Origin of the sequence: Streptomyces sp. NBC_00096 (assembly GCF_045041305.1) — a bacterium.
GTDB lineage: Bacteria > Actinomycetota > Actinomycetes > Streptomycetales > Streptomycetaceae > Streptomyces.
Genome location: NZ_CP108221.1, coordinates 4,288,725 through 4,305,919, shown reverse-complemented (window position 1 = coordinate 4,305,919; position 17,195 = coordinate 4,288,725). Strand labels below are relative to the sequence as shown.

At 70.0% G+C, this 17,195-nt stretch carries 19 protein-coding genes; 8 read left to right on the top strand and 11 right to left on the bottom strand.

Annotation, left to right across the window (positions count from 1 at the left end; genetic code table 11):
- Positions 1 to 41 precede the first annotated feature (41 nt).
- Positions 42 to 341 (bottom strand): glucose PTS transporter subunit EIIB, encoded by a 300-nt coding sequence (locus tag OG904_RS18900; protein ID WP_405498112.1) that lies wholly within the window; start codon positions 339 to 341, stop codon positions 42 to 44.
- A gap of 223 nt (positions 342 to 564) precedes the next feature.
- On the opposite strand from OG904_RS18900, the gene OG904_RS18895 reads away from it, so the two are divergent.
- Both OG904_RS18895 and OG904_RS18890 read left to right on the top strand, forming a co-directional pair.
- Entirely contained in the window at positions 565 to 1,866 is a 1,302-nt protein-coding gene (locus tag OG904_RS18895; protein ID WP_405492448.1) for a PTS transporter subunit EIIC, read from the top strand.
- Between the two features lie 332 nt (positions 1,867 to 2,198).
- Positions 2,199 to 3,470 (top strand): PTS transporter subunit EIIC, encoded by a 1,272-nt coding sequence (locus OG904_RS18890; RefSeq protein WP_405492446.1) that lies wholly within the window; start codon positions 2,199 to 2,201, stop codon positions 3,468 to 3,470.
- A 248-nt stretch (positions 3,471 to 3,718) separates the two neighbouring features.
- Here the strand turns inward: OG904_RS18890 and OG904_RS18885 are convergent, their stop codons facing one another.
- Positions 3,719 to 4,471, bottom strand: a complete 753-nt coding sequence (locus OG904_RS18885) for an MBL fold metallo-hydrolase (RefSeq protein ID WP_405492444.1) — start codon at positions 4,469 to 4,471, stop codon at positions 3,719 to 3,721.
- Positions 4,472 to 4,772: 301 nt separating this feature from the next.
- Here OG904_RS18885 and OG904_RS18880 point away from each other — a divergent pair, with 301 nt between their 5' ends.
- On the top strand, positions 4,773 to 5,174 hold the full coding sequence (locus tag OG904_RS18880; protein ID WP_405492442.1) for a hypothetical protein: 402 nt from the start codon (positions 4,773 to 4,775) through the stop codon (positions 5,172 to 5,174).
- Positions 5,138 to 5,515: a DUF488 domain-containing protein gene (locus OG904_RS18875; RefSeq protein ID WP_405492440.1), complete on the top strand. Its 378-nt coding sequence runs from the start codon at positions 5,138 to 5,140 to the stop codon at positions 5,513 to 5,515. The genes OG904_RS18880 and OG904_RS18875 overlap by 37 nt, the downstream gene beginning before the upstream one ends.
- A gap of 400 nt (positions 5,516 to 5,915) precedes the next feature.
- On the opposite strand, the gene OG904_RS18870 is transcribed toward OG904_RS18875, so the two are convergent.
- From OG904_RS18870 to clpS, 7 genes are all read right to left on the bottom strand, one after another.
- Complete coding sequence (locus OG904_RS18870; protein WP_405492438.1) at positions 5,916 to 6,866, bottom strand: PLP-dependent cysteine synthase family protein; 951 nt, start codon at positions 6,864 to 6,866, stop codon at positions 5,916 to 5,918.
- Complete coding sequence (locus tag OG904_RS18865; RefSeq protein ID WP_405492436.1) at positions 6,866 to 7,153, bottom strand: MoaD/ThiS family protein; 288 nt, start codon at positions 7,151 to 7,153, stop codon at positions 6,866 to 6,868. The genes OG904_RS18870 and OG904_RS18865 overlap by 1 nt, the downstream gene beginning before the upstream one ends.
- A gap of 90 nt (positions 7,154 to 7,243) precedes the next feature.
- Positions 7,244 to 7,351, bottom strand: a complete 108-nt coding sequence (locus tag OG904_RS18860; RefSeq protein WP_323182362.1) for a putative leader peptide — start codon at positions 7,349 to 7,351, stop codon at positions 7,244 to 7,246.
- Positions 7,352 to 7,450: 99 nt separating this feature from the next.
- Entirely contained in the window at positions 7,451 to 7,873 is a 423-nt protein-coding gene (locus OG904_RS18855; RefSeq protein WP_405492433.1) for a Mov34/MPN/PAD-1 family protein, read from the bottom strand.
- A gap of 144 nt (positions 7,874 to 8,017) precedes the next feature.
- Positions 8,018 to 9,445, bottom strand: a complete 1,428-nt coding sequence (locus OG904_RS18850; protein ID WP_405492431.1) for an amino acid permease — start codon at positions 9,443 to 9,445, stop codon at positions 8,018 to 8,020.
- Positions 9,446 to 9,804: 359 nt separating this feature from the next.
- Positions 9,805 to 10,407 (bottom strand): DUF2017 domain-containing protein, encoded by a 603-nt coding sequence (locus tag OG904_RS18845; protein WP_405492429.1) that lies wholly within the window; start codon positions 10,405 to 10,407, stop codon positions 9,805 to 9,807.
- Entirely contained in the window at positions 10,407 to 10,721 is a 315-nt protein-coding gene (gene clpS / locus OG904_RS18840) for an ATP-dependent Clp protease adapter ClpS (protein WP_328298886.1), read from the bottom strand. The genes OG904_RS18845 and clpS overlap by 1 nt, the downstream gene beginning before the upstream one ends.
- An 81-nt stretch (positions 10,722 to 10,802) precedes the next feature.
- On the opposite strand from clpS, the gene OG904_RS18835 reads away from it, so the two are divergent.
- The 3 genes from OG904_RS18835 (at position 10,803) to OG904_RS18825 (ending at position 13,449) form a co-directional block, all read left to right on the top strand.
- Positions 10,803 to 12,131 carry a nicotinate phosphoribosyltransferase gene (locus OG904_RS18835; protein WP_405492427.1) on the top strand — a complete coding sequence of 443 codons (1,329 nt, stop codon included), beginning with the start codon at positions 10,803 to 10,805 and terminating at the stop codon, positions 12,129 to 12,131.
- A 161-nt stretch (positions 12,132 to 12,292) separates the two neighbouring features.
- The gene (locus OG904_RS18830; protein ID WP_405492425.1) at positions 12,293 to 12,892 is read left to right on the top strand and encodes a nicotinamidase; all 600 of its coding nucleotides are present in this window, start codon (positions 12,293 to 12,295) and stop codon (positions 12,890 to 12,892) included.
- A 194-nt stretch (positions 12,893 to 13,086) separates the two neighbouring features.
- Positions 13,087 to 13,449, top strand: a complete 363-nt coding sequence (locus OG904_RS18825) for a hypothetical protein (protein WP_405492423.1) — start codon at positions 13,087 to 13,089, stop codon at positions 13,447 to 13,449.
- A 108-nt stretch (positions 13,450 to 13,557) separates the two neighbouring features.
- On the opposite strand, the gene OG904_RS18820 is transcribed toward OG904_RS18825, so the two are convergent.
- Positions 13,558 to 13,881, bottom strand: coding sequence for a hypothetical protein (locus OG904_RS18820; protein WP_405492421.1), 324 nt, complete (start codon positions 13,879 to 13,881; stop codon positions 13,558 to 13,560).
- A gap of 111 nt (positions 13,882 to 13,992) precedes the next feature.
- On the bottom strand, positions 13,993 to 16,404 hold the full coding sequence (locus OG904_RS18815; RefSeq protein WP_405492419.1) for an immune inhibitor A domain-containing protein: 2,412 nt from the start codon (positions 16,402 to 16,404) through the stop codon (positions 13,993 to 13,995).
- A 445-nt stretch (positions 16,405 to 16,849) separates the two neighbouring features.
- Between OG904_RS18815 and OG904_RS18810 the strand changes: the two genes are divergently transcribed.
- The gene (locus OG904_RS18810; RefSeq protein WP_405492417.1) at positions 16,850 to 17,155 is read left to right on the top strand and encodes a hypothetical protein; all 306 of its coding nucleotides are present in this window, start codon (positions 16,850 to 16,852) and stop codon (positions 17,153 to 17,155) included.
- Positions 17,156 to 17,195 lie beyond the last annotated feature (40 nt).

Here is a 17,195-nt window from a genome sequence, read left to right as displayed (position 1 = left end):
TCGTCGTGCAGGCGGGTGGGTGCGAGCCGGGTGGGCTCAGCTCACATCATGTCTTCGATGTCGGCGGCGATCGGGTCGGCGTCGGTGCCGATGACGACCTGGATCGCGGTGCCCATCTTGACGACGCCGTGGGCGCCGGCGGCCTTCAGGGCGGCCTCGTCGACCTTGCTCGGGTCGATGACCTCGGTGCGCAGGCGGGTGATGCAGCCTTCGACCTCTTCGATGTTCTCGATGCCGCCGAGCCCGGCGACGATCTTCTCAGCCTTGGTGGCCATGTGTTTCTCCCTGAGTTCTACGAAGAACGGGTCTCGGCGGCCGCCGTTGCCTGTCGGCCGGCGAATGGTGCGGCTATGGGTGCGACTGACCGACCGGCGTGGTCCGCTTCGTCACGGTAACTCACGATTGGCCCAGCTACGCGGGCACATGCCCGCCATCTGCCGAATGATGACGATCAGCACCAGCCTGCCCTCGGGCGGGTGAAATGCGACCGCAGCACGAGTGGTCTACACCAGTGTGCCGCAAGTGTCGCGGCTGCCAAAAACGGGCCGGTCAGGGAGGACGCGGATGAGCGCGAGCAGCGCCGCAGCAGTGCCACAGCCGAAGTGGTGGAACGGCATGTTCCAAGGGCTGCAGAAGATGGGGCGGAGCCTCCAGCTGCCGATCGCCGTTCTGCCCGCGGCGGGCATCTTGAACCGGCTGGGCCAGGACGACGTGTTCGGCAAGGACGGCCTGGGCTGGAACGACGTGGCCAGGGTGATGGCGGCCGCGGGCGGCGCCCTGCTCAACGCCGACCTCGGCCTGCCGCTCCTCTTCTGCATCGGCGTCGCGATCGGCATGGCCAAGAAGGCGGACGGCTCGACCGCGCTCGCGGCGGTGGTCGGCTTCCTCGTCTACCGGAGCGTGCTGCACGCCTTCCCCAAGGACTGCCCGGCGGGGACCAAGGACATCAAGGGTGCCTGCCTGGGGGCCGGCGAAGCCTTCGTCGAGTACAGCTACCAGAACCCGGGGGTGTTCGGCGGCATCATCATGGGCCTGCTGGCCTCCTGGTTCTGGCAGCGCTACCACCGGGTCAAGCTGGTCGACTGGCTCGGCTTCTTCAACGGCCGGCGCCTGGTCCCGATCATCATGACCTTCGTGGCGATCGTGTTCGCCGTGCTCTGCCTGTGGATCTGGCCGCCGATCGGTGACGCGCTGGAGAGCTTCTCGGACTGGCTGGTGGGTCTGGGATCGCTGGGCGCGGGCATCTTCGGCGTCGCGAACCGCGCGCTGCTGGTGATCGGCCTGCACCAGTTCCTGAACGTGCCGGTGTGGTTCCAGTTCGGCAGTTACACCAAGCCGGACGGGCAGACCGTCCACGGTGACATCCCGATGTTCCTGGCGGGGGATCCGGGGGCCGGCCAGTTCACCACCGGCTTCTTCCCCATCATGATGTTCGCCCTCCCGGCGGCCGCGCTGGCGATCACGCACTGCGCGAAGCCGGCCCGGCGCAAGGAGGTCGGCGGCCTGATGCTCTCGGTCGGCCTGACCTCGTTCGTCACCGGCATCACCGAGCCGCTGGAGTACTCGTTCCTCTTCCTGGCGCCGGCGCTGTACGCGGTGCACGCGGTGATGACGGGTGTGTCGATGGCGGTGACCTGGGCCTTCGGGGTCCACGACGGGTTCAGCTTCTCGGCGGGTCTGATCGACTACGTCATCAACTGGAGCCTGGCGACGAAGCCCTGGCTGATCGTCCCGATCGGCCTCTGCTTCGCGGTCGTCTACTACGCGATCTTCCGCTTCGCGATCACCAAGTGGGACATCAAGACCCCCGGCCGGGAGTCGGACGAGGAGATCGCCGTGATGCAGGCGGAGAACACCAAGGCGTGAGCGGCGGGGGCCGGACCCCGGCGGAAGTCCCGTCCGGGACCGCCGGACGACCCCCTCCGCGGTGACATGCGCCCCGCTCGGGGCGCCCATATGAGAGTCGAAGGCCTTCGGACCCAGGGTCCGAAGGCCTTTGCCGTGTATGCCCGGGTGTGTCCTCCCCCACGGAATTGGTGGGTTCCTTACGCGGACCTCACCGTGCTACAACTGGTCTACACCACTGAGTGGTGTAGACCACGTAGGCCTTTCGGCCCCGTGGTCCCCCGTTCCGAGACGCCGCCACCCCCCTTTCTTTTCCACGTCCCCGGCAGCGCCTTGTCCACTGGAGGAAGACCATGTCCACAGCCACCGCTGCGGAAAACAAGAAGGGCGCTGGCGTGATGGCCGTCATGCAGCGCATCGGCCGGAGCCTCATGCTCCCCGTTGCGGTGCTGCCGGCGGGCGCACTCCTGCTCCGCCTCGGCGCGGACGACATGCTCGGCGACAAGGACGTCTTCCCGACGTTCATCCTCAAGATCGCCGGTTACATGGCCGCCGGTGGTGGCGCGATCCTCGACAACATGGCGCTGCTGTTCGCCGTCGGCATCGCGATCGGCTTCGCGAAGAAGTCGGACGGTTCGACCGCCCTCGCGGCCGTCACCGGTTACCTGGTCTTCCAGAAGGTGCTCGCCACCTTCACGGACAGCAACCTGCCGCAGAAGGCCACCGTTGCCGGCGGCAAGATCGTCATGGTGGACGCCCCGGTCAACGCCGGCGTCCTCGGCGGCGTCGTGATGGGCATCATCACCGCCCTGCTGTACCAGAAGTTCTACCGGACCAAGCTGCCCGACTGGGCGGGCTTCTTCGGCGGCCGCCGCCTCGTGCCGATCCTGTCCGCCCTCGCGGGTCTGGTCGCCGGTATCGTGTTCGGTCTCATCTGGCCGGTCCTCGGCACCGGTCTGCACAACTTCGGTGAGTGGCTGACCGGTTCCGGCGCCATCGGCGCGGGCATATTCGGTGTCGCCAACCGTGCGCTGATCCCGATCGGCATGCACCACCTGCTGAACTCCTTCCCGTGGTTCCAGGCCGGCTCCTTCGAGACCCCGACCGGTGCGGTCCACGGCGACATCAGCCGCTTCCTCGCCCACGACCCGACCGCCGGACAGTTCATGACCGGCTTCTTCCCGATCATGATGTTCGCCCTCCCGGCGGCCTGCCTCGCCATCGTCCACTGCGCGCGCCCCGAGCGCCGCAAGGTCGTCGGCGGCATGATGTTCTCCCTCGCGCTCACCTCCTTCGTCACCGGTGTGACCGAGCCGATCGAGTTCACCTTCATGTTCATCGCCCCGGTGCTGTACGCGATCCACGCGGTGCTGACCGGTGTCTCCATGGCGCTGACCTGGGCCCTGGGCATGCGTGACGGCTTCGGCTTCTCCGCCGGCCTCGTCGACTACCTGCTGAACCTGGGCATCGCCGACAACCCGCTGGGCCTGGCCGGCATCGGCCTCTGCTTCGCGGTCGTCTACTACTTCGTCTTCCGCTTCGCGATCACCAAGTGGAACCTCCCCACGCCGGGCCGCGAGTCCGACGAGGAACTGGCGGAGCTGCTCAAGGCCGAGGCCAAGTAGCAAGCACCGCACCATAATTCCGAGGGTGTGCACACCAATCCGGTGTGCACACCCTCGGGTGCGTGCGGAATACCCTCACGACAGACTCGGACCGGAAGGGCGAGGCCGCCTGCTACCGCAGCCTCATGGAGGCCGGCCGATCGCTCGGACGGCTGTCCGACCTGGTCGACGAAATCGATGCGGTCCGCGCCTGGGAAACGCCCGACAACCGGCATCCCGTCCGCCGGCGGACCGTCGGCGGACGGCGGTCAGACCTCGTAGACCGCGCCCGCGTACGCCAGGTCCACCGGGCCGTCGTAGACCGCGCGGGCGTCGGCCAGGTTCCGTTCGGCGTCCGTCCACGGCGGGATGTGGGTCAGGACGAGGCGGCCGACGCGGCCGCCGTGGGCGAACTCGCCGGCCTCGCGCCCGTTGAGGTGGAGGTCGGGGATGTCCTCCTTGCCGTGCGTGAAGGAGGCCTCGCACAGGAAGAGGTCGGTGTCCTCGGCGAGCAGCCCCAGCTCGGCGCAGACGCCGGTGTCGCCGGAGTACGTCAGCGAGCGGCCGCCGTGCTCGACGCGGATCCCGTAGGACTCGACGGGGTGGCAGACCCTCTCGGTGCGGATCTGGAACGGGCCGATCTCGAAGCTGCCGGACTTCAGGGTCCGGAAGTCGAAGACCTCGCTCATGGAGCGCTCGTCGGGGACGTCCTCGTAGGCGGTGGACAGCCGCTTCTCGGTGCCCTCGGGGCCGTAGACGGGGATGGTGCCGCAGCGGCCGCCCTCGTGGCGGTAGTAGCGGGCGACGAAGTACGCGCACATGTCGATGCAGTGATCGGTGTGCAGGTGGCTGAGGAAGATCGCGTCGAGATCGTAGAGCCCGATGTAGCGCTGGAGATCGCCGAGGGCGCCGTTGCCCATGTCGAGGAGCAGCCGGAAGCCGTCGGCCTCGACGAGGTAGCTCGAACAGGCCGATTCCGCGGACGGGAACGAACCCGAACAGCCGACGACGGTGAGCTTCATGGAGCGTGAACCTCCGTGGACGGTCCGTGGACGGAATGCGGGCCGTGCGTGGGTCGAGCGTAAGGCGCGGAACGTCCGGTCGCTCCTCCGCGGCGGGCCGTTGTGGGGGGAATCACCTGTGCTGTCACCCGGGGGAGCGACAGGGCGGATGCGGGTTGCCGTGCGGGCGGTGCCGCGGGTGCGTCGCCGCTGCCGTCGTGCCTGCCGTCGTGCCTGCCGTCGTGCCTGCCGTCGCCGCTGATGTCGCCGCTGATGTCGCCGCTGCCGTGCCGTGGCGTCCCGGCGCGACTACGGTCGGAGTATGGACACGTCCTGGTGGCCGGCGGCCGCCGCGGTGGTGGCCGTGGTCCTGCTGGTACTGGTCCCCCGGCGGGCACGGCGGCCCGCGGACCCGCCGCACGGACCGGGACCGCTGCCGCGGCCGGCCGCCGGTGAGCTGTGGTCCCTGGCGGACGCACGGCCCTGCCTGGTGCTGGGCGTACGGGGCCACCGGGCGCGGATCGCGCGGATCACCGGGAAGTACGACGACCGGCACGCCGGGGTGATCCCGCTGCCGCCGGGAGTGGTGGGGTCGCGGGGCGCTTTCCTGGAGGCGGACCGGGTGGTGGAGGTGTCGGTATGGGAGTTCGCGCGGGCACGGCGGCTGGGGACGGTGGATCCGGCCGTGTGGGACGAGGTGAAGGGACTCGGGTCGTCCGGCTGAAGCGGGTCTACGATCCCCCCGAGCCGGGAGTGGACGGCGTACGGGTCCTCGTGGACCGGCTGTGGCCGCGGGGCCTGTCGAAGGAGGCGGCGGCGGTCGACGACTGGGCGAAGGGGGTCGCGCCGTCCACGGAGCTGCGGAAGTGGTTCCACGGGGGTGGGTCCGTGGAGGAGTTCCGGGAGCGGTACTCCGCGGAGCTGGGGGCCGAGGGGGCGGTGGTGGAGCTCGCGCGGCTGCGGGAGCTCGTGGGGGCCGGGCCGGTGACGCTGCTGACCGCGGTGGGGGATCCGGCGGCCAGCCACGCCGGGGTGCTGGCCGCGCTGCTGGCGCGTGCTTCGTGACGCGCCCCTCGCAGGGCTCGGCCCTGGCGGGCCTCCCGGGCCTCCCGGGCCTCCCGGGCTTCGCGCCGCTGCGCCGGACTCCGTCCGGCGGTGGCCTGCGGGGGTCGCGGGCACCGGCGTCCCGGCGTGGGCCGGTGGGCGGGTGCGGGTGGTCGGCCCTGCGGGGCGGGAGTCCCCTACCCGCCCTTCGCCCGTTCCCCGGGCTGCGCCCGGACCGCTTCTGGGGCTCCGCCCCAGACCCCGCTCCTCAAACGCCGGAGGGGCTGGAGATACGCGCCGTCGAGGCTGGAGATACGCGTTGGCGGGGCCGGAGATACGCGTCGGCGGGGCTGGAGATATGCGCCGGCGGGGCTGGAATTCTCCAGCCCCGCCGGCGTTTGAGGCGATCTTTCGGGAGCGGCTACGCCCAGAGCTGGCCCTGGAGGACCTCGATGGCTTCTTCCGTCGTCGCCGCCGTGTAGACGCCCGTCGAGAGGTACTTCCAGCCGCCGTCGGCCACGACGAAGACGATGTCCGCCGGCTCGCCCGCCGCCACCGCCTTGCGGCCGACGCCGATCGCCGCGTGCAGGGCCGCGCCCGTGGAGACGCCCGCGAAGATGCCCTCCTGCTGGAGCAGCTCCCGCGTGCGGGTGACCGCGTCCGCGGAGCCCACCGAGAAGCGGGTCGTCAGGACCGAAGGGTCGTACAGCTCGGGGACGAAGCCCTCGTCGAGGTTGCGCAGGCCGTAGACGAGGTCGTCGTAGCGCGGTTCCGCCGCCACGATCTTGACGCCCGGCACGTGCTCGCGCAGGTAGCGGCCCACGCCCATGAGGGTGCCCGTGGTGCCGAGGCCCGCCACGAAGTGGGTGATCGAGGGGAGGTCGGCCAGGATCTCGGGGCCCGTGGTCGCGTAGTGGGCGCCCGCGTTGTCCGGGTTGCCGTACTGGTAGAGCATCACCCAGTCCGGGTGCTCCGCCGCCAGTTCCTTGGCGACGCGGACGGCCGTGTTCGAGCCGCCCGCCGCCGGCGACGGGATGATCTCGGCTCCCCACATGGCCAGCAGGTCGCGCCGCTCCTGCGAGGTGTTCTCCGGCATGACGCACACGATCCGGTAGCCCTTACGCTTCGCCGCCATCGCCAGGGAGATGCCGGTGTTGCCGGAGGTGGGCTCCAGGATCGTGCAGCCGGGGAACAGCCGGCCGTCCTTCTCGGCCTGCTCGACCATGTGGAGCGCGGGGCGGTCCTTGATCGAGCCGGTCGGGTTGCGGTCCTCCAGCTTCGCCCAGATCCGCACGTCGGCGGAGGGCGAGAGCCGGGGCAGCCGCACGAGCGGCGTGTTGCCGACCGCGGCCAGTGGGGAGTCGTAGCGCATTACTTCGATCCGCCGGCCACGGCCGGGAGGATGGTGACGTTGTCGCCGTCCTTCAGCGCGGTGGAGATGCCGTCGAGGAAGCGGACGTCCTCGTCGTTGAGGTAGACGTTGACGAAGCGGCGCAGCTCGCCGCCCTTGGCATCGTCGACGATGCGCTCCTGGATGCCCTTGTGGCGGGTCTCCAGGTCCGTGAACAGCTCGGACAGGGTCGCGCCCTCACCCGTGACGGCCTTCTCGCCGGCGGTGTAGGTGCGGAGGATGGTGGGGATGCGGACCTCGATGGCCATGGCAGGCTCCAGTCGGAATGGTGGGACAGCGGGCGGGCGAAGCGGAGCGGGCATGAGCGGCACGGCCCCCCGCGCGGGGGGCCCAGGGGCTCAGGCGGCAGTACAGATGGCGCTGGCGAGGCGGCACAGATCGACGTGCAGCCGCGCCACGAGCAGCAGCCTGCCGGGCGTCTCGATGCTCACGTCGTGGGAAACCATGCGGTCATGTTAACGATTCCCGACCCCTGGTTTGGAGTGTGATCCCGCATCGTGGACGAATACCGCTCACATACTGGGCAGTAGCTGCTCGCCGGGTCCTCAGTGGGCCTCGACCACCTGCACTTCTTCCTCGGTGATCACGCCGTCGACGATCCGGTACGACCGGAACTGGAACTCCCCCAGGCCGTCCTCGTCCGCCGTGGAGACCAGCACGTAGTGCGCGCCGGGCTCGTTCGCGTAGGTGACGTCCGTGCGCGAGGGGTAGGCCTGGGTCGCGGTGTGCGAGTGGTAGACGATGACGGGCTCCTCGTCCCGGTCGTCCAGGTCGCGGTAGAGCTTGAGCAGGTCCTTCGAGTCGAACTCGTAGAACGTGGGCGACCGGGCGGCGTTCAGCATCGGTACGAACCGCTCCGGCCGGTCGGTGCCCGCCGGGCCGGCCACCACTCCGCAGGCCTCGTCGGGGTGGTCCTGGCGCGCGTGCGCGACGATCTGGTCGTAAAGGGCCTGGGTGATGGTCAGCATGGGCGACAGGATATGCAGACGGGCCCTTCCGTACCGAGGAGTGGTACGGGAGGGCCCGAATATTGGACACGGGGTCCGGGAGAGCATGGTTCCCGGCCGCGGCAGGCGGCCGGGACCCACGGCCCGGAAGGGCCGTCGCGTCGGCTACGAGGCCTTCGTGAAGGCCGCGCCGCGCGGGTCGCGGCTCTTCATCACCAGGTAGGACACGCCCAGCAGCAGGCCCCAGAGCGGCGCGCAGTAGAGCGAGACGCGGGCGTCCTTGTCGATGCCCATCATCACGATGACCATGCCGATGAAGGCGAGGGCGAACCAGCTCGTGTACGGGGCGCCGGGCGCGCGGAACGGCGACTTGGGGAGCTCGCCGCGGTCGGAGGCGGCCCGGTAGCGGATCTGGCAGACCAGGATCACGATCCAGGCCCACATGCCGGAGATGGTGGCGAAGGAGACGACGTAGTCGAAGGCCTTGCCCGGGGCGACGTAGTTGATCCAGACGCCGACCAGCATCAGCGCGGCGGAGAAGGTGGTGCCGGCGAGCGGGGTGCCGCTCCTGGTGAGCTTGGTGAAGACCTTCGGGCCCTGGCCGTTGAGCGCCAGGTCGCGCAGCATGCGGCCGGTGGAGTACATGCCGGAGTTGCAGGAGGACAGGGCGGCGGTGAGGACGACGAAGTTGACGATCGCCGCGCCGACGCCGAGGCCCATCTTCTCGAAGGCGGCGACGAAGGGGCTGACGCCGGGCTGGAACTCGTGCCACGGGACGACCGAGAGGATCATGATCAGTGCGCCGACGTAGAAGACGGCGATGCGCCACGGCACGGTGTTGATGGCCTTGGGCAGGGTCTTCTCCGGGTCCTTGGACTCGCCGGCGGTGACGCCGACCAGCTCGACCGCGAGGAAGGCGAACATGACGATCTGCAGGGTCATCAGCGTGCCGCCGAGGCCCTTGGGGAAGAAGCCGCCGTCGTTCCACAGGTTCGAGACGGTCGCCGTGTCGGCGGCGTCGGAGAAGCCGATGGTGAGGATGCCCGCACAGATCAGGATCATGCCGACGATGGCGGTGACCTTGACCATGGAGAACCAGAACTCCAGCTCGCCGAAGAGCTTCACGGAGATCAGGTTGGCGCCGTAGAGGACGAAGGTGAAGATCAGCGCGTACGCCCACTGCGGGAAGCTGTCGTGGGTCCAGTACGCCATGTACTGCGCGGCGGCGGTGACCTCGACGATGCCGGTGACCACCCAGAAGAGCCAGTAGGTCCAGCCGGTCACATAACCCCAGAAGGGGCCGAGGAACTCCCGGGCGTAGTCCGAGAAGGAGCCGGAGACCGGGCGGTACATGAGCAGCTCGCCCAGGGCCCGCATGATGAAGAAGATGACCAGGCCGGCGAGGGCGTAGGCCAGGATCAGACTGGGTCCGGCCTTGGAGATGGCCTTGCCCGCACCCAGGAAGAGGCCGGTGCCGATGGCACCGCCGATCGCGATCATCTGGATCTGCCGGGCGCCGAGCGCGCGGTGGTACCCCTCGCCGCCGCCCTCTCCCGTGTCGTGCTGCTGCTCGTCGACCTGTACGGAGGTCATGTTCTTGGTGCGCCTTTCTCCACGCCGACCCGCGCCTTGAGTGGCTGCGGATCGGGTCCTCGATCCCCCCGGATACGGATGGAGTTGCACGCCGGCGGTCAGCCGGTTCAAGCAGGCCGGGGGGCAGGGGTGGCGCCCCGTCGGCGGTCGTGAAGATCTATCACGTGCCTACGGGTGGGCGAGGGCAGAAAATGTGACGCAGTGCGCAAAAAAATCGGCACAAAGACCCCGGAAGCAAATCAGATCACCACATCGTGGTGATCTGATCGTTATGCGGATTTGAGCGTCCGCTGAGCGAACCGGCCCGCCGTTTGAGGATCCTCAGGGGGTTCCCCGGAGCGGGTTGCCCGGGGCGTTCCTCAGAGGGTCTCGATGAGGGTCTCCTGGAGGCCGCCGAGCCAGAGGTACGCCATCACCATCGGCTTGCGCGGATCGTCGTCCGGCAGCCGGAAGAGCACGGCGCTCTCGTCGTCCTCGGTGATGTCGAGGCGGGCCGCGATGGTGAGCCGCAGGTCGTTGAGGGCCCCCAGCCAGCGCAGCGGCAGCTCTCCGGTGAGCTCCAGCAGGGCCGGCTCGTCGCCGGCCGGGGTGAGCGCGTCGAGACTGCGTACGACGGCCAGCGCGTCCTCCCGCTTGCGGGTGCGCAGGTCGTTCTCGGTGAAGCGGCGGAATTCGGCCGAGTGGGCCCGCAGCTCCTCCGTGTCGGCGCCGGGTGCGGTGTCCGGGCCGCCGTAGGCGTCGGGGAAGAGCCGGGCGAGGGCCGGGTCGGACGGGGGCTCGGTCGGGCCGTCGGAGGCCGCGAAGAGCGCGGCGAGCGGGTCGGCGTCCGGCTCGGGCTCGGGGTCGCCGGGGCCGATGAGCTCCAGCAGCTGCACGGCGAGGGAGCGCAGGATCGAGATCTCGATCTCGTCCAGCGCGGCGGCGGCGCCGCCCCCGCCCAGGGGCTCGAACACGCCGCCCATCAGTTGCGGTCCTGGGACATGGTCGCCCAGAGGCCGTAGCCGTGCATGGCCTGCACGTCGCGTTCCATCTCCTCGCGGCTGCCGCTGGAGACGACCGCCCGCCCCTTGTGGTGGACGTCCATCATCAGCTTGTTCGCCTTGTCCTTGGAGTAACCGAAGTACGCCTGGAACACGTACGTCACGTAGCTCATGAGATTGACCGGGTCGTTGTGCACCAGGGTCACCCAGGGGACGTCGGGTTCCGGGACCACGAAGGTCTCTTCGGCCGATTCGGTGCGTTCGATCTCAACGGGAGCAACACTCACTTGTCCCATGCTGCCACTGACAGGGGCCCGTCGCACAAACGGGCTCCCACATCTCGTCACTTTGACGAGATGTGCGCTAGCATCCGTTGCATGAACCCTGCGGACCTGGGCCTGCCGGTGGACGTGCCGTCGACAGCGCTCTTCACGGACCATTACGAGCTCACGATGCTGCAGGCCGCGCTGGCCAACGGCACCGCCGACCGCCGCTCGGTCTTCGAGGTCTTCACCCGGCGGCTGCCCGAGGGGCGGCGCTACGGCGTGGTCGCGGGGACCGGACGGGTGCTCGACGCGGTGGAGAACTTCCGCTTCGACGGCGCCGTACTGGAGTTCCTGCGCGAGCGGGCCGTCATCGACGCCCGCACCCTCGACTGGCTGGCCTCCTACCGCTTCTCCGGCGACATCTGGGGCTACCCGGAGGGCGAGGTCTACTTCCCCGGCTCGCCGCTCCTGCGCGTCGAGGGCAGCTTCGCCGAGTGCGTGCTGCTGGAGACCGTGATCCTGTCGATCCTCAACCACGACTCCGCGATCGCCGCGGCCGCCTCCCGGATGTCCTCGGCCGCCGGCGGCCGGCCGCTGATCGAGATGGGCGCCCGGCGCACGCACGAACTGGCGGCCGTCGCCTCGGCGCGCGCCGCGTACGTCGGCGGGTTCACCTCGACCTCCGACCTGGCGGCCGGATTCCGCTACGGGATCCCCACGGTCGGCACCAGCGCGCACGCCTTCACCCTGCTGCACGACAGCGAGCGGGACGCCTTCACGGCCCAGGTCGCCTCACTGGGCAGCTCCACCACCCTGCTGGTGGACACCTACGACGTCGCGGAAGCCGTCCGGACGGCCGTGGAGGTCGCCGGGACCGGTCTGGGCGCCGTCCGGATCGACTCCGGGGACCTGCTGCTGGTCGCGCACCGGGTGCGGCAGCAGCTGGACGAGCTGGGGGCCACGGAGACGAAGATCGTGGTGACCTCGGACCTCGACGAGTACGCGATCGCCTCGCTGGCGGCCGCTCCGGTGGACGCCTACGGGGTCGGCACGCAGCTGGTGACCGGCAGCGGGCACCCGACGTGCTCGATGGTCTACAAGCTGGTCGCGCGGGCGGCCTCCGCCGATCCGAAGGCCCCTCTGGTGTCGGTGGCGAAGAAGTCCTCGGGCGGCAAGACCTCCGTGGGCGGCCGCAAGTGGGCGGCCCGCCGGGTGGACTCCGAGGGGATCGCGGAGGCCGAGGTGCTCGGGACCGGGCCGGTGCCGGCGGCGCTGGCCGATACGCAGCTCCTCGTCCAGCTGGTCAAGGCCGGTGAGGTCGTGGCCCGCGAGTCCCTGGAAACGGTCCGCGACCGCCACCGCGAGGCCCTCGCCGGCCTCCCCCTGTCCGCGACGCAGCTCTCGCGCGGCGAGGCCGTGATCCCGACGGAGTACGCGTAGCGGAGCCGGGGCCCCGGGGCTCCGCCCCGGACCCCGCGCCTTCGGCCGATGCCACCGGCAGGGGTCCGGGGCCGGGCCCCCGTTTCGGGACGGGGCGGGGTGGGGGAAGAGCCCCCGCAGGGTCCCAGTCGCACCACACACCAAGCCGAAGGGCACCGGACATGCACCGCGCACTGATCGTCGTCGACGTACAGAACGACTTCTGCGAAGGCGGCAGCCTCGCGGTCACCGGCGGCGCCGACGTCGCCGCCGCCATCACCGAGCTCATCGGGCAGTCCACCGCCGGGTACCGGCACGTCGTCGCCACCCGCGACCACCACATCGACCCCGGCTCCCACTTCGCCCACCCCCCGGCCCGGCCGGACTACGAAACCTCCTGGCCGGTCCACTGCGTCGCCGGGACCGAGGGCGTGGGCTTCCACCCGAACTTCGCGCCCGCCGTCGCCTCGGGGGCGGTCGCCGCCGTCTTCGACAAGGGGGCGTACGAGGCGGCGTACAGCGGCTTCGAAGGGGCGGACGAGAACGGCCGCGGGCTCGTGGAATGGCTGCGCGACCGGCAGGTCACCGAGGTCGACGTGGTCGGCATCGCCACCGACCACTGCGTCAAGGCCACCGCCCTGGACTCGGCCCGCGCGGGGTTCCGCACGCGCGTGCTGCTGGACCTGACGGCCGGCGTGGCCCCGCACACCACGACCCGGGCGCTGGCCGAGCTCCGGGCGGCAGGCGTGGAGCTGAGCGGGACCCCGGTGGTGGCCGGCTGACCCCGGAGCGCTGATCGGGCACCAGCGGAGCGTCACCGGAGCAACACCGGAGCACCAACCGGACATTGTGGGGCCAGATCCCGTCAATGCCGCGAAGGTGACGCACGCGGAACCGCGCCGCCTGGCAGCGTGCGGGGCGTCGGCAGCAGGCCGGCACCACCTCGGCACCAACTGCCACAAGGAGGCGATCTGTGATGCTCAGCTTCAGCGGACCGACGGACGAAGGCACCCCGCCGGACCGCTCGCTCCAGGGCCGCGGCACGATCAGCTTCTCGGCCGGCGAAGGGGGCTGGCAGCCGACCTTCTGCTGGTCCGGCCAGGGCGAGCCGGCCCGCCCCACCGGGGAGCTGGCCCTCCTGGCCGGGGCCGACGTGCTCACCCGGCGGGGGGAGGCGGTGCTGCAGTTCCGGATGCGCCGGACCCTGCCGCCGGCCTACAGCTTCGGGCACACCCGCGGGGACCGGATCCCGGCGGGCGCCTACGCCGTGCGGTGGTGGACCGTCCGCGAGGCGGACGGCTTACGGGTGGGCGGCAGCTTCGGCTTCGAGCTCGGCTGAGCCCCGCCCCTCCCCCACCACCCGCCCGGCACCCGCTCAGCGCCGCCTCAGCGCCGCCTCAGCCCCGCCCCGGCCCCGCCCCGGCCGCGCCCCAGTGCCGTCCCCGCCTCAGCCCAGCAGCGCCCTGATCGGGTGCCACAGCTCCTCCGCCCGGTCCGGCGCGCAGCGCCACAGCAGGCCGTCGGGGTGGTGCAGGACGGCGGTGATCTCGTCCGGGGTCGGCGGCTGGGCGTTGCCGCGCAGGTAGACGGCGCGCATGCCGAGGTTCCGCAGCCTGGTCAGGGCGCGGGCCCGGTTCACCGCGTGCACCAGCACGCGGACGTTCCCGTCCTCCGCGACGACGCCCGGGGCGCCGCCGGCGGGCGGTCTGGGCAGCGTGAGCGCGACCACCACGCTGCCGCCTGGCATTCGGACGAAACCACCTGCGGGCATGTCTTCATCTCCCCCGTCAATAAGAAACTCAGCCCACGCATCTAAACGCGATCGGCCGCCGCCCGCTAGAGGGCGACGGCCGATCATGCTTTGACCTGCGGCTTTACCGAATTACTTAACGGAGGGGCCGACCTCGACCGTCATCTGGAGACCGTCGTAGGGCTCCTTCACGATCTTGATCTTGGTGTTGGTGTCAGTGACCTTCACCGAGCCGGTCGGGTTCTCGTCGTAGAAGTACTTGCCCTTGTGGTCGTCGAAGACCAGGTTGGCGGCCTTCGGCTTCAGGAACAGCGCCTCACCGTTCTTGTGCAGGGTGAAGGCGTCCGTGGAGTACGCGCTGAAGGTGGCGTCGTACGGCTGGATCTTGTTCCGCAGCAGGGTGCCGTCCGACCACTTCATCGGCTTGGCGTTCGCGTCGATCGGAAGGACGAGGCCGGCACCGGGGTGCTGGCTGGTGTTGTTGTCCTTCTGCGAGGTGTCCCACTGCCAGATCAGGAGACCGTCCTGGTAGGGGTAGTGCTCGACCCAGTTCGGCTTGGTGTTGGCGAAGCCGAAGTTGTACGGGCCCACCTTGAGGGTGGAGTCGTACGAGACGTAGCGACGGTTCTCGGCCAGGTAGTACTGGGCGTACTCCTTGGTGAAACCGTTGCCGACGCGGGAGAAGCCCTTGCCGGTCCAGCCGTTGTCGCCGTTCTCGGCGCCGTCGGTGAACACGGTGGCACCGTTCGCGGTGATCGCGAGGGCATCGGCCGTGAAGCCCTTGCCGCCCGCGCCGCCGTCCGTCTGGTAGCGGAAGCGGAGGTCGACCTTCTTGCCCGCGTAGGCGTCCAGCGAGTAGTTCAGGTTCTTCCAGGCACCCGAGGCGCCGGTGAGCGACGGGCTGCCGGAGGAGTCGGCCGGGATGGCCGCGCCGTCGGCGGTGCCGGCCAGCGCGGTCCAGGTGGCCCCGCCGTCCGTGGAGACCTCGGTGTACAGGAAGTCGTACTCCGCCTCGATGTCCCACCAGCCCTTGAGGGACAGGGCCGCGGAGGACTTGCCGGTCAGGTCGACCGAGCGGGTCAGGGTGTTCTTGAGGTCGTCACCCATGTTGCTCCACCACTGCGAGGAACCCTCGGCGGGAGCGACGATCTCGGTCTTGACCTGCTTCTTCGGCAGCTCGACGAGGAGCCCCTGCTTGTCCTTGGTGTTGTACTCCGCCACACCGAGCTTGTGGGTGGACTTCGTCGCGGCCTTGGCCGTGTCGTAGTTCAGCCAGCCCAGCTGGAACTTGTCCCAGGCGTTCATGTCGCCCGGGAGGTCGCCTATGGAGTCCTTGCCGTTGCCGAGCCAGGAGCCGGCCGACATCAGGGACCAGAAGCCGACCGAGTTCTCGCCGCCACCGGAGGTGTCGTAGAGGTCCGGGAGGCCCAGGTCGTGGCCGTACTCGTGCGCGAAGACGCCGAGGCCGCCGTTCTCGGGCTGCATCGTGTAGTCGCCGACCCAGATGCCGGTGTTGCCGATCTGGGTACCGCCGGCCTTGTTGTTCGCCGGGCCGGTCTTGCCGGCGTCGGTGCCGTAGGCGTACCAGCGGTGGGCCCACAGGGCGTTGGTGCCCTGCACGCCGCCGCCGGCCGACTCGTCCTCGCCCGCGTGGACGATCTGGAAGTGGTCGATGTAGCCGTCGGGCTCGTTGAAGTTGCCGTCGCCGTCGAAGTCGTTGCGGTCCCACTGGTCGTACTGGGACAGCGTCGCCTTGATCTCGGCGTCGGTCTTGCCGGCCTTCTTCTGCGCGTCGGCCCAGGCGGTCACGCCGTCCTTGACCGTGTCCCAGACGTTGGCGCAGTTGGTCTGACCGCAGTAGTTCGAGCCGTAACGGGCCTCGTTGTACGGCAGCTTGACCCAGTCGGCGACCTCTCCGTCGACCGAGTAACGGCCCGAGGAGGTCTTCTCGTAGTAGGTCTTCAGCGAGTTCTTGCCCTGGCCGGTACCGAAGTACAGGTCCTGGAAGTACGCGCGGTTGAAGTCCTTGCGCCAGGCCGTGCTGTTGTTCGTCGCACGGTCGGGCTGGGCGATCTGGTTGTGCGCCGGTCCGGCGGTGCCGCCGTACTTGGGCGCGGGCGGCTTGGGGCCGCCCGGACCGTCCGGGTCGAACATGGTGGTGCTGTCCACCTGGTCGCCGAAGTCGACGAGGATCGTGAAGATCTTGTCGGTCTTCTCGCGGCCGAGCTCGACGTACTTCTTGTCGTCGAGCTTGACGACCTTGGAGGCACCGCGCTGCTCGACGTCCTTCTTGCCGGTCAGCACCTGCTCCAGGGCGGCCTTCTTGGCGGCTTCCTGCTTCTTGGTGAACGGGCCGTCGAGGTTGTGCTGGACCTGCTCCTTGGAGGGAGCGGTCGGGTCCTGGCGGTCCGCCGCGGTGGGCACGCTCCGGCCCTGGTCAGCCTGGGCCATGGTGAAGGCGGCGCCGGTGGCCGCCGTCGCGGCCAGGGTCACGCCGACTGCGGCGGCGCGCAGCGCTCGTCTTCTTGCGGAGTTGCTGGTCACTTGATGTCGTTCCCCTCCCGCGGCCGCGAAGTGGTGCGGAACGTCTCCGGAGGAGTGGGGGGTTCCGTGCGGCGCGCGTCTCAAGTGACGACATTTGACCGGAGAGTCGCGAGAAAAGACAGACCTTGACTTGTTCCTTACAACTGCACTATGCGGGCAACGAGTTCCGCTATTCGGACGTTCCGCAGGCATAGCGGACGAACCACGCTTCCCGGACTCCCGCGGCGCGCTTCCCGCGCGGCGCCCAGCATCCCGGAGGCGCTCCCCCTGCCTCACACCGGCCCCGGCATGAGCCCCGTGCGCCCCCTGTGCTCCGCCGCTGAGCACCACATGGGTTAGGTCGCGCTTACCGACAGTTCCCCTCGGGCATCCACCGTCGTAGAGTCACTTGACGCCAGACCTGGTTGAGCAGACTCCCCCTCCCGCTTCGAGGACGGAAACCGCCATGCCGCGTCCGACTGCCGCACAGCTCGCCTACGGGTCCGCCACCGTCATCGTGTCGACGATCGCCATGCTGCTGCTCTCGCAGACGAGTACGGGTCTCGGCGTCGCGGTCATCTCCGCCGCCGCCCTCGCCCTCGGACTCCTCGTCGCGGTGACGGTCCCGATCCCGCGCCGGCGCGGCGGCCGGCACGCCGCGAACCGTACGAGGACCGCCTCGCCGGTGCCCGACACCCTGCCGCAGGACGTGACGGCGCCCCCGGTCGCCGCCGGGGCCCCGGCCCCGGTCGAACACCCCGTGCACCACTGACCCGTCCGTGACCCGTCCGATGACCCGTCCGACCGCCCGG

Coding starts and splice junctions, on each gene's coding strand:
- OG904_RS18895 (WP_405492448.1), top strand. CDS start 565: ATGAGCGCGAGCAGCGCCGCAGCAGTGCCACAGCCGAAGTGGTGGAAC.
- OG904_RS18890 (WP_405492446.1), top strand. CDS start 2,199: ATGTCCACAGCCACCGCTGCGGAAAACAAGAAGGGCGCTGGCGTGATG.
- OG904_RS18885 (WP_405492444.1), bottom strand. CDS start 4,471: ATGAAGCTCACCGTCGTCGGCTGTTCGGGTTCGTTCCCGTCCGCGGAA.
- OG904_RS18880 (WP_405492442.1), top strand. CDS start 4,773: ATGGACACGTCCTGGTGGCCGGCGGCCGCCGCGGTGGTGGCCGTGGTC.
- OG904_RS18870 (WP_405492438.1), bottom strand. CDS start 6,866: ATGCGCTACGACTCCCCACTGGCCGCGGTCGGCAACACGCCGCTCGTG.
- OG904_RS18865 (WP_405492436.1), bottom strand. CDS start 7,153: ATGGCCATCGAGGTCCGCATCCCCACCATCCTCCGCACCTACACCGCC.
- OG904_RS18860 (WP_323182362.1), bottom strand. CDS start 7,351: ATGGTTTCCCACGACGTGAGCATCGAGACGCCCGGCAGGCTGCTGCTC.
- OG904_RS18855 (WP_405492433.1), bottom strand. CDS start 7,873: ATGCTGACCATCACCCAGGCCCTTTACGACCAGATCGTCGCGCACGCG.
- OG904_RS18850 (WP_405492431.1), bottom strand. CDS start 9,445: ATGACCTCCGTACAGGTCGACGAGCAGCAGCACGACACGGGAGAGGGC.
- OG904_RS18845 (WP_405492429.1), bottom strand. CDS start 10,407: ATGGGCGGCGTGTTCGAGCCCCTGGGCGGGGGCGGCGCCGCCGCCGCG.
- clpS (WP_328298886.1), bottom strand. CDS start 10,721: ATGGGACAAGTGAGTGTTGCTCCCGTTGAGATCGAACGCACCGAATCG.
- OG904_RS18835 (WP_405492427.1), top strand. CDS start 10,803: ATGAACCCTGCGGACCTGGGCCTGCCGGTGGACGTGCCGTCGACAGCG.
- OG904_RS18830 (WP_405492425.1), top strand. CDS start 12,293: ATGCACCGCGCACTGATCGTCGTCGACGTACAGAACGACTTCTGCGAA.
- OG904_RS18825 (WP_405492423.1), top strand. CDS start 13,087: ATGCTCAGCTTCAGCGGACCGACGGACGAAGGCACCCCGCCGGACCGC.
- OG904_RS18820 (WP_405492421.1), bottom strand. CDS start 13,881: ATGCCCGCAGGTGGTTTCGTCCGAATGCCAGGCGGCAGCGTGGTGGTC.
- OG904_RS18810 (WP_405492417.1), top strand. CDS start 16,850: ATGCCGCGTCCGACTGCCGCACAGCTCGCCTACGGGTCCGCCACCGTC.